This is a genomic window from Streptomyces sp. NPDC051738 (assembly GCF_044453205.1).
In the GTDB taxonomy this organism is placed as follows: domain Bacteria; phylum Actinomycetota; class Actinomycetes; order Streptomycetales; family Streptomycetaceae; genus Streptomyces.
Window position 1 is genome coordinate 73918 of sequence record NZ_JBITCM010000017.1, and the last position, 10536, is coordinate 84453.

The window sequence follows — 10536 nt, forward strand, 5'->3', positions numbered from 1 at the left end:
GCACCACCGGGCAGGGGCCCCGACCCACTGTCATGGGTCGGGCCCCTGCCTGGTTTCCGCGGGGTGCGCTGCCGTCGGCGGGACCCCATGGACCGTCTGCCACGGCCCGTACTCCACCGGTGGGTCTCGCCGTGCGGCACCGGTCCGCTCCCGCCGGCGGATCCCGTCGATCAGCCTCCGTCGACATGCGGACGGCACGCCGACCTGCGCAACAGGCGACCGCGGTGCCACACGGGCCTGCGCTCATCCGGGATCCCCACGTCCCACACCGCGATCATCACGGCATGGGACGTGGCGAGAATCCCCGTTTCACCGCACAACCTAGAAGGCCTTGTTGTCGCAGCCCATCGCCGAGCCCAGGTGGGTGCCGTCCTGGCCACCCGCGATGCCCTCACCGTTGAGCGCGTTGCCCAGCGCGCCGTTGAGCACGCCGACCTGGCCGAGGACGTCGACGTTCAGGTCGTGCGACTTGCAGTTGGAGCTCTGCAGCACGCTGAACTTGTCACCGCCCTTGCCCTTGCCGTCGAGGCCCTGAGCGGTGGCCGTGCCGGCGCTCATGAGTCCGAGGCTCCCGAGGGCGACGACCAGGACTGCCGCCTTGCGAAGGTTGTGCATGTCTTCTCCGATGGACTGAGGTGGGAGCGATCCGTGGAAGATCGACTTCGTACAGTGAGCAGAGATTAATGGGAAAAGTCCCAATATATTCTCAGACGCGCCGGATCACTGTGCCTCAGGTTCACCCTCGGTAGGCGTCAGTCGTCCTCGATCACCAGCCCTTTCGACGCCAACAGCGGCGCGAGGTCGCACATCTCGATGACGGACTTGCCCGCCCGGTAGGCGGCGATGTAGCCCGCCTCGGCGTCGACCCTCTCCTGCGACGCGGTGACCACGTCCGCCGCGTCCTCCCGGCGCACGACGACCACACCGTCCGCGTCGGCCCGCATCACGTCGCCCGGCCGGACGAGCACCCCGCCGACGGTGACCGGTTCGCACATCGGTCCGACGGTCTCCTTGACCGTGCCCTTGATGGAGACGCTGCGTGAGAAGACCGGGAAGCCCAGGGCGCGCAGGTCCTCGGTGTCCCGGACCCCCGTGTCGGTGATCAGGCCGCCGAGGCCCTTGGACTGGCAGGCGTTGGCGAGGACGTCCCCGAACGAGCCCGCCTCCTCGTAGGCGCCGGCGGAGACGACGACGACGTCGCCCGGGCGGGCGTAGGCGATGGCGGTCTGGAGCATCAGGTTGTCGCGCGGCGCGCACTGGACGGTGAACGCGGGGCCGCACAGGGACATCCGGTGGTCGACCGGCTTGATGGCCGACTCCAGGGCTCCGAGGCGGCCCTGTGCCTCGTGGATGGTGGCCGAGGAGTAGGCGCTGAGCTGCTCGACGACCTCGGGGTCCGGGCGGTCGAACTTGGTGTTGACGCGGATCATGGTGGCCTTTCAGGACAGGGCGGCGCACACCGTCGCGATGCGCGCGCACGCCTCGGTCAGGACGTCCGTGGACGTGGCGAACGAGATGCGGAAGTAGCCGGGCGCGCCGTAGGCGGAGCCATGGATCACGGCCACCTGCTGGGCGTCCAGGAGGTGGCGGGCGAAGTCCTCGTCGCTCTCGATCCGGGCTCCTGACGGGGTGAACCGCCCTATGGCCGCCCGGCAGTTGACCAGGAGGTAGAAGCCGCCGTCGGGCGTGGTGCAGCTCAGTTCCGGGACGTCGTTGAGGAGCTTCACGGTGGCGTCGCGGCGCCCGCGGTAGACCCGTACGGTCTCCCCCACGAAGTCCTGCGGCCCGGTGAGCGCCACGGCCGCCGCGGCCTGGCTGACGGAGGACGGGCAGGAGGAGATCTGGGACTGCAGGGTGTTGATCGCGGTCACCAGGTCCGCCGGGCCCACCCCGTAGCCGATGCGCCACCCGGTCATGGCGTACGTCTTGGACACGCCGTTGGTGAGGAACACCCGGTCGGCCAGGCGGGGTTCGACGGCCGCGAGCGACGGGGCGTCCTCGTCGCCGTACCAGATCTCGTCGTAGATCTCGTCGGTGAGGACCCGCACCTGCGGGTGTTCCAGCAACACCTCGGCGAGCGCCTGCAGTTCGGCGGGTGTGTAGGCGGCTCCGGTCGGGTTGCCGGGCGTGTTGAGCACGACCCAGCGTGTCCGTTCGGTGAGCGCCGCGCGCAGGCGTGCCGGGGTCAGCTTGAAGCCGTCCGACTCGGGGCAGTCGACGATGACGGGGGTGCCGTCGTTGGCGAGGACCATGTCGGGATACGACACCCAGTACGGCGCCGGGATCACGACCTCGTCGCCCTCGTCCAGGGTGGCCATCAGGGCGAGGAAGATGACCTGCTTGGCTCCGCCGCCGACCGTGATCCGGGGGTCGGTGACGGTCAGCCCGTGGCGTCGGCGGACCTTCTCCGCGATCGCGGCCCGCAGTCGTGGTGTGCCGTTCACGGGGGTGTACTTGGTCTCCCCGGCCCGGATCGCCTCGATCGCGGCGGCCTTGACGTGGTCCGGGGTGTCGAAGTCGGGCTCGCCCACGGTCAGGTCGAGGATCGTGTGCCCCTGGTTCTTGAGTTCGCGCACGCGCTGCGCCGCGGCGGTGCTGGGCGAGGGGTTGATACGGCGTACGCGCGCTGCCGTACTCATGCGCTCAGCCCTCCCTGCGCTCGAAGTTCAGGCCGCCGGGGACCTGGAAGGTGGGCAGGATCTCGATGTGGCCGATGTTGACGTGCCGGGGCGAGCCGACGGCGAACTCGATGGCGTCGGCGATGTCCTCGGGCTTGAGGGACTCGTAGCCGTCGTAGAACTGCCGCTGGGCCTCCTCCATGTCGCCGAGCAGCCGGCCGAAGATCTCCGTCTCCACGCGGCCGGGGCAGATCTCGGTGACGCGGATCCGGCGGCCGTAGCCGTCGACGCGCAGCTGGCGGGAGAGGGTGTGCACCGCGGCCTTCGTGGCGTGGTAGATCGTGTTGCCGCCGAAGTTGTAGACGCCGGCGATGGAGCTGATGTTGACGATGTGGCCGAGGTCGCGCTCGACCATGCCGGGCATGAGCAGCCGGACCAGGTGCAGGACCGCCTGGATGTTGACGGCGATCTGCTCGTCGACGGCGAACTCGTCGGCGGTGAGGATGTTGCCGGTGCGCGAGACGCCCGCGTTGTTGACGAGGACGTCGATCTCCAGGCCGTCCAGTACGGCGGTCAGGGCGTCGGTGTCGGTGATGTCGACGGCGTGCGGGACACAGCCGGTGGTGCGGGCGAGGGCGTCGAGCCGTTCGGCGTTGCGGGCCAGGGCGTGGACCTCCAGGCCCTGCTTGGCGAGTCGTTCGACGACGACGGCTCCGATGCCGGTCGACGCCCCGGTGACGAGGGCCGTCCTGTAGTCGGAGATGGGCATGGTGGGGTGCTCCTCAGGGTGGGGGTGGGGGGTTGGTTGCCGTGCGGGTGTACGCGGTTGTTCGTGGCTGTCAGGCGTCGCGCAGGGGGAGGTGCGCGCGGTCCTTCACCCGGCTGACCGCGATGAGCGTGCCGAGGGCGGTGAGGACGGCGTAGAACGCCGGCATGTTGACGTTGCCGGTGCGGTCGATCAGGTACGTCATCAGCAGCGGGGCCGTGCCGCCGAACAGGGCGGCGGAGACGTTGTAGCCGAGGCCGTAGGCGGAGTAGCGCACGCGGGTCGGGAAGAGCTCGACGAGCAGGATGTGGATGACGCCGGTGTGTCCCGCGAACACGACCGCCATGAGACAGGCGCCGAGGACCGCGAGGGCGACGTTGCCGGTGCCGATCAGGAGGTAACAGGGGATGCCGACCACGGCCATGGCGATCGCGGCGCCGGCGATGACCTTCTTGCGGCCGATCCGGTCCGACAGCCTCCCCATGTAGGGGATGGCGATACAGATCGCGACCAGGCTGGACGCGGTGACGAGGAGGCCCTGGACCTTGCCGAAGTTCAGCTCGTTGCTCATGAAGGTGGGCATGTAGCTGAACAGGACGTAGTAACCGGAGCCGTTCATCAGGGGGATGAACAGGGCCAGGAGCATGGCGCGGCGGTGCTCGGGCGAGGTGAAGGCCTCCTTGAGGGGGTTCTTGGACAGGCCGCCCTCTTCTTGCAGGCGCGTGAAGTTGGGGGTGTCGCTGATGCGCTTGCGGATGTAGATGCCGGTGATGCCGAGCGGCACGGCGAGCAGGAACGGGATGCGCCAGCCCCAGGACTCCATGCGCTCGGCGCCGAGCCCGCTGGTCATGGCGGCGGCGATCAGGGTGCCGGTGAGCAGGGAGAGGAAGGAGGCTATCTGGGCGTAGCTGGTGTAGAGGCCGCGCTTGCCCTCCGGGGCGTGCTCGGCGAGGAAGCTCATCGCGCCGGACGCCTCGCCGCCGACGGAGAAGCCCTGGGCGACGCGCAGCAGGATCAGCAGCACGGGCGCGGCGACGCCGATGCTGGCGTAGGTGGGCAGGAGGCCGATGGCGGCGGTGGCGACGCTGATGAGCAGGATGACGAAGACCAGCATCCGCTGGCGTCCGATGCGGTCGCCGAGGTGGCCGCAGATGACGCCGCCGAGGGGGCGGAAGAAGAAGGAGACGGCGTAGCCGAGGAAGACCAGCTGGATGGCGTTGTCGGAGCCGGGGAAGAAGACGGCGGCGAGCGTGCCCGCCATGAAGCCGAAGATGCCGTTGTCGTAGAGCTCGGCGAAGATGCCGACGCATCCGGCGAGGGTGACCTTACGGGCTGTTCTCGGGTCGACGGTGTTGGGTACCGACTGAGCGGCCATGGTGCTCATGGCGTCTCCTGTCTGGAGCGGGCGTGGGATGAAGGGCGTTCGGCTCCGTGCGGGCGGGGGCTGGGCGGGGTGGAGCGGGTGCCGTGCGGGCGGGTCTCGGGTACGGCGGCTTCGCGCGGCGGGCGGAGGGGGCGCGCCGAGATCAGGTGGCGTCGGGTACGGGGATGTCGAGCGCCTCGAACGTCGTGCGCACGCGGGTTCTCAGTAAGTCGATGGCGTTGCGCTGCGCGCGGTACGCGTTGACCGCCTGGTCGACGGTGCGGTGCCGGAAGTGGATGGTCTGCCCCGGGCGGACCTGGCCGAGCGCGGACAGGCCGGTGGCGGTGACCACGGCGAGGACGGGGTAGCCGGCCGTGACGCCGCGGCCGCGGTGCAGGACGAGGAGTTCGTCCCCGGCCGGTACTTCGACGGCCCCGATCGGCACGCCTCGGGAGAGCACCTCGCCCTGGGAGACCCGGCGGGGGACGTCGCCGCGCAGCCGCAGTCCGATGTGGTTGCTCTGCGGGCTGACGGTGAAGGGGGCGCCGAAGAGGCGGGCGGCCGTGTCTCCGAACTCGGCCCGGTCGGGGCCGTCGGTGACGTCGATGGTCCAGGCGGTGGTGGGGGCGGAAGCGGTAGCGGTGGGGAAACCGGGGACGGGGGCGTGCAGGCGGAACAGCGGGATCCGGGAGTAGGGGTGGTCGATGGGCGGACAGCCCGTGCGCAGGGCGAGTTCGTCGCCGTCGCGCAGGGCGGGCCCGAAGCCCAGGATCGTGTCCGGGGCGCAACTGCCCTGGAGGTACTCGGCCTCGAACGAGCCGAGCACCGCGAGATAGGCGCGCAGCCCCTGCCGGATACCGGTGACGCGGACGGTCTCCCCGGCGCGTACCGACACCGGTTCCCACTGCGGGCGGACGACTCCGTCGACGATCACGTCGGCGGGTGCCCCGGTCACGGCGATGAGGATGTCGCCGGACGGGACGCAGGCGAAGTCGAGGGCCGTGATCTCCAGCAGCGGGGCTCGTTCGTCGTTGCCGCACAGGACGTTGGCGACCCGCGCCGAGTGCTGGTCGGCGGCCCCGTTGGCGGGCAGTCCGTAGCGGGCGCGGCCGACGCGGCCGAGGTCCTGCACGGTGGTGATGCCCGCGGTGCGGATCGTCAGGGTGTCAGCCATGGCAGGCCGCCAGCGGGGTGTCCGGATAGTCGTCCCACTGCTCGGGCGTGATGGGTACGAAGCGGAAGGTGTCGCCGGGCTGGTAGGCGGTGAGCGGGTCGCTGTGCAGGTCGAGGACGCGCACCGGGGTGCGGCCGAGGAGGGGCCAGCCGCCGGGTGAGGGCATCGGGCAGATCACCGCCTGCCGGCCGGCGACGGCGACCGAACCGGGGTCGACGCGGGTGCGGGGCGATGCCAGGCGCGGTACCGGCCGGGGGAAGGCGGGCCCGTCCATCATGGGTGCCCCGGCGGGCGCGCCCAGGCAGCGCACGGTGAGGTCCGCTCCGCAGTGGAGGGCGATGACCTCGCTCTCCTCCAGGCCGAGTTGTGCGGCGACCTCGGGGAGGTCGGGCCCGTACTCCCCGCCGTAGACGACGGGGACGACGAAGCGCCGGGAGGGAGCCTGCCGCGCGGAGCCCGGACGGAGACGGGCGGCTTCGTGCCACAGGACGCGCCTGACGGTGTCATGGTCCGTGCCGGCGCAGTCGAACTCCACCAGCAGCGCGTCGTACGTGGCCACGACGCCGTGGACACCGGTGAGCTGGACGGCGTCCAGCGCGTCGGCGAGGGCGTGCACCAGCCGCCAGGCCTCCTCGGCGGCCATGCCCACGGCCTTGGCGATCAGGGCGGAGTCACCGCAGTCCGTGATCGCGACGTTGCCCGTCATGTCGGGCGCCTCGCGCGTCCCACAGTCCCTCGCCATCTCATACGCCCTTGCCGCTCAGCACGTCCTCAAGAGCGGTGATCTTCACGTCGGCGGCGAGGAGTTGTTCGCGGACGCGGCCGGCGAGTGCGATCGCCCCGGGTGTGTCCCCGTGCAGCAGGACGGTGTCGCAGGTGACCGGGACGTCCTTGCCGTCGACGCTGCGGATGACGCCCTCGGTGACCATCCGAAGCGTCCGCCGGGCGATCTCGTCCGGGTCGTGGATCACCGCGCCAGGCTCGGAGCGCGGGACGAGGGTCCCGTCCTCACGGTAGGCGCGGTCGGCGATGCCGACGATGCCCACGCGCAGTCCGCGGGCGCGGGCGGCGTCGGCGAGTTCGCCGTCCTGCGCGAGGACGATCAGCGACTCGTCCAGCGAGGCGACGGCCTCCACCACGGCGCGGGCGTAGTCGGGGCGTACGGCGACCAGGTTGCCCAGGCGCCCGTGCGGGGCGACATGACGCACCCGGGTGCCGTGCGCGACGGCGAAGGCCTGGAGCGCGCCGACCTGGTAGAGCACATCGGTACGGACCTCCTCCGGCGTGAGATCCATCGCACGGCGGCCGAAACCGACCAGGTCGGGAAAGCTGGGATGGGCGCCCACGGCCACCTGCCGCTCGACGCAGCGCCGCACCGTGGCGTCCATGATGCGCGGGTCACCGGCGTGGAAACCGCAGGCGACATTGGCCGATGTCAGCAACTCCAGGAGGGCTTCGTCGTCGCCCATCGTGTAGGCGCCGAATCCCTCACCGAGATCGGCGACGAGATCAACCGTATGAGGCATGACGTCCTCCGGGAGAAGGAAACGAAGAAGATGAAGAAACGAAGGCGAGAAAGGCGGGAAAGAAGGAGCGGAGGGCTCGGAATTCCGGAAGCTGTTTCTCTTCTGCGTTTCCGGGGGGTGTTCCGGCGTGCTGGTTCCGCACAACTTAATCCCCTGCTCGCCCGGCCGCCAATACGCGTTCGGTTTGGCGTTATCACGAACGGTTATGACGAGGCTCATAGCCCGGGCCCTACGATGAGGCTCCGCTCATGGGAAGGCCCTGCATGGACACCAGGCGGCTGTACTCCTTCATCAAGATCGTCGATGCGGGGAGCATCACGCGCGCGGCCGACATCCTGCACATCGCGCAGCCCGCGCTCAGCCAGCAGCTGTCCGCGCTGGAGGCACAGTTCGGGCAGCAACTGCTGATCCGCAGCAAGCGCGGGGTCGCCCCGACCGAGGCGGGTCGCGCGCTGTACCGGCACGCCCAGCTCATCCTGCGCCAGGTGGACCTCGCGCACGCGGCCGTCGAGGTCTCCGGACGGGCTCCGGCCGGCAGTGTCTCGGTGGGGCTCGCGCCGTACAGCCTGGGCGCCGCCCTCGCGTTGCCGCTGCTCAAGAGCGTGCGGGAGCGCTACCCGGAGATCTTGCTGCACATCAACGAGAACTTCGGCGGCGTGATCAGCGAGGCGATCATGACCGGCCGCATGGACATGGCGTTCATCTACGGCGCCGGCCCGCTGCGGGGCGTGCAGTTCGAGCCGCTGCGCACGGAGGACCTGTTCCTGATCGGCGCTCCCGGCGCGGCGGCCCCGGCGGGCGGGGGCGAGGTGAGCCTGGAGGACCTCAAGGGCGTGCCGCTGCTGCTGCCCAGCCGGATCCACACGATCCGGCAGGTGGTGGACGCCGCCTTCCAGCAGGCGTCGCTCCAGCCGAACGTGGTCGGCGAGGTCGAGTCGGCGCTCACCCTGGTGCACGCCGTGGAGGCCGACCTCGGTGCCACCGTCCTGCCGTGGTCGGCGGCGCGCGCGATCCTCGACGTCGGCTCGCTGCCCGTGCGCCGCATCGTGAATCCCGTGATCCAGGTCAAGCTGTCCTTGGTGACCTCGGACAATCAGCCCCTCTCCGAGCCCGCCCTGGCGGTGCATGATCTGTTCCTGGAACTCATCACCACTTATGACGGGCCGCCCGACGAGCAGCCGCCGGGCGGCGATAAGGATCCGCAATAGCGTCACACGAAAGCCCTATTTGTTTCCGGTGCGTGTCGCGGCTAGCTTGCTGCGAAATCAGCTGCTAATCGGCTGCGGAATTCGCTGCACTGGAGACATGAGTGAAGAAGCGCGTGCTCGCGACCCGTGACAACCTGCCCGGCCACGGCTTGGACCGCCTCTCCGCGGCGGCGGACGTGGTGGCCTGGTCCGGGTCCGACAAGCCCGGCCCGTCGGACCTCGCCGCGCTCGCGGCCGGCGCGAGCGGCGTCCTGGCGCTGGGCAACGACCCGGTCGACGGCGCTCTCATGGACGCCGCCGGCCCCTCTCTGCAGGTCGTCGCGCTGGCCAGCATGGGCTTCGACAACGTCGACCGGGCCGCGGCGGCGGAGCGCGGCATCGTCGTCACCCACACCCCCGGGGTGCTGGCGGAGACCACCGCCGACCTCACCTTCGCGCTGATTCTCGCCGCCCGCCGCCGGCTCGCCTCCGCTTCGGCGAGCCTCGGCGCAGGCGCCTGGGACGTGTTCCGGATGCACGACTACCTCGGCCTGGACGTCCACGGAGCCACCCTCGGCCTGATCGGCTACGGCCAGATCGGCCGCGCGGTGGCCCGCCGGGCCCACGGCTTCGGTATGCGCGTACTCCACCACGACCCGTACGCCTCCCACACCCCCGACGACACCCTGTCGACCCCGGTGAGCCTGGCCGGGCTGCTGGCCGACTCCGACGTCGTCTCGCTGCACGTGCCGCTCACCGACGAGACCCGGCACCTCATATCGGCGCGCGAACTGGACGCGATGAAGCCCACGGCCACGCTCGTCAGCACCGCGCGCGGCGGTGTCGTGGACGAGGAGGCGCTGCTGAAGGCCGTGCGGGAGGGGCGCCTGCACTCCGCCGGGCTCGACGTCTACGAACGCGAACCCATGGGCGCGGAGCTGTCCCCGCTGGTGGCGGAACCGCACATCGTCACGCTGCCGCACATCGGATCGGCGACCGAGTCCACCCGGGCCGCCATGGTCGACCTGGCCGTCGACAACATCCTCGACGTTCTCGCCGGCCGCCCGGCCCGCACGCCTCTTCCCGGCGGCGCACGATAGGTGACCGATGCCTGGCGCATGCAGAAGGGCCCCCACAAGTCACGTCCTTGCGGGAGCCCTTCGTCCTGCTGCCTGCCGGTGAAGGTTGAGAAGACGATCACGAGCAGGACATCTGGGTGCTACGCCGTCACGGCGCGAGGAGCAGGCTGTCGCCACGCTCCTTGGCGGCGGCGTAGCGCTTGGCCACGTCCTGCCAGTTGACGACGGCCCACATGGCGTCGATGAAGTCGACCTTCTGGTTCCTGTACTGCAGGTAGAAGGCGTGCTCCCAGGCGTCGAAGACCAGGATCGGGGTCGAGCCCTGGCCGACGTTGCCCTGGTGGTCGTAGACCTGCTCGACGATCAGCCGGCCGCTCAGCGGCTCGTACGCCAGCACACCCCAGCCCGAACCCTGGGTCGTGGCCGACGCCTTGGTCAGCTGCGCCTTGAAGCCCGCGAAAGAACCGAAGGACTCGGCGATGGCGTCCGCGAGTTCGCCCACGCCGTCCTTCTCCAGGGGCTCGCCGCCGCCGTCGCCGGTCATGTTCTGCCAGTAGATCGAGTGCAGGATGTGGCCGGAGAGGTGGAAGGCCAGGTTCTTCTCCAGGCCGTTGATCGAGCCCCACGTCTCCTTGTCCCGCGCCTCGGCGAGCTGCTCCAGCGTGTCGTTCGCACCTTTCACGTACGCCGCGTGGTGCTTGTCGTGGTGCAGCTCGATGATCTCGGGGCTGATCACGGGCGCGAGCGCCGAGTAGTCGTACGGAAGCTCCGGGAGCGTGTAAACCGCCATGTCCAACGTCCTCCGACGTTATTGCGAGTGATA

The 10536-nt window shown here is 70.2% G+C and carries 11 protein-coding genes; 2 read left to right on the forward strand and 9 right to left on the reverse strand.

Annotation, left to right across the window (positions count from 1 at the left end; genetic code table 11):
• Window positions 1-321: 321 nt before the first annotated feature.
• The 8 genes from ACIA8X_RS33595 to ACIA8X_RS33630 all read right to left on the reverse strand — a co-directional run bounded on the left by ACIA8X_RS33595 (window position 322) and on the right by ACIA8X_RS33630 (window position 7447).
• A complete protein-coding gene (locus tag ACIA8X_RS33595) occupies window positions 322-615 on the reverse strand; it encodes a hypothetical protein (protein WP_393456799.1) in 294 nt (97 codons plus the stop codon).
• Between the two features lie 137 nt (window positions 616-752).
• Window positions 753-1430: a 4-carboxy-4-hydroxy-2-oxoadipate aldolase/oxaloacetate decarboxylase gene (locus ACIA8X_RS33600; protein WP_393456796.1), complete on the reverse strand. Its 678-nt coding sequence runs from the start codon at window positions 1428-1430 to the stop codon at window positions 753-755.
• A gap of 9 nt (window positions 1431-1439) precedes the next feature.
• Complete coding sequence (locus tag ACIA8X_RS33605) at window positions 1440-2639, reverse strand: aspartate transaminase (RefSeq protein WP_393456793.1); 1200 nt, start codon at window positions 2637-2639, stop codon at window positions 1440-1442.
• 4 nt (window positions 2640-2643) lie between these two features.
• On the reverse strand, window positions 2644-3387 hold the full coding sequence (locus tag ACIA8X_RS33610; protein ID WP_399459883.1) for an SDR family oxidoreductase: 744 nt from the start codon (window positions 3385-3387) through the stop codon (window positions 2644-2646).
• 70 nt (window positions 3388-3457) lie between these two features.
• Window positions 3458-4768 (reverse strand): MFS transporter, encoded by a 1311-nt coding sequence (locus ACIA8X_RS33615; protein WP_393456787.1) that lies wholly within the window; start codon window positions 4766-4768, stop codon window positions 3458-3460.
• Window positions 4769-4910: 142 nt separating this feature from the next.
• Complete coding sequence (locus ACIA8X_RS33620) at window positions 4911-5921, reverse strand: biotin-dependent carboxyltransferase family protein (RefSeq protein WP_393456784.1); 1011 nt, start codon at window positions 5919-5921, stop codon at window positions 4911-4913.
• Window positions 5914-6627 carry an allophanate hydrolase subunit 1 gene (locus ACIA8X_RS33625; RefSeq protein WP_393456781.1) on the reverse strand — a complete coding sequence of 238 codons (714 nt, stop codon included), beginning with the start codon at window positions 6625-6627 and terminating at the stop codon, window positions 5914-5916. Before ACIA8X_RS33625 ends, ACIA8X_RS33620 begins: the two co-directional genes overlap by 8 nt.
• 37 nt (window positions 6628-6664) lie before the next feature.
• The gene (locus ACIA8X_RS33630; RefSeq protein WP_393456778.1) at window positions 6665-7447 is read right to left on the reverse strand and encodes a LamB/YcsF family protein; all 783 of its coding nucleotides are present in this window, start codon (window positions 7445-7447) and stop codon (window positions 6665-6667) included.
• Window positions 7448-7710: 263 nt separating this feature from the next.
• Here ACIA8X_RS33630 and nac point away from each other — a divergent pair, with 263 nt between their 5' ends.
• Window positions 7711-8655, forward strand: a complete 945-nt coding sequence (gene nac, locus ACIA8X_RS33635) for a nitrogen assimilation transcriptional regulator NAC (protein ID WP_393456775.1) — start codon at window positions 7711-7713, stop codon at window positions 8653-8655.
• 101 nt (window positions 8656-8756) lie between these two features.
• Window positions 8757-9734, forward strand: a complete 978-nt coding sequence (locus tag ACIA8X_RS33640) for a 2-hydroxyacid dehydrogenase (RefSeq protein WP_393456772.1) — start codon at window positions 8757-8759, stop codon at window positions 9732-9734.
• Between the two features lie 127 nt (window positions 9735-9861).
• Here ACIA8X_RS33640 and ACIA8X_RS33645 read toward each other — a convergent pair whose 3' ends face one another.
• Window positions 9862-10503, reverse strand: coding sequence for a superoxide dismutase (locus tag ACIA8X_RS33645; RefSeq protein WP_393456769.1), 642 nt, complete (start codon window positions 10501-10503; stop codon window positions 9862-9864).
• Between the last annotated feature and the right edge of the window lie 33 nt (window positions 10504-10536).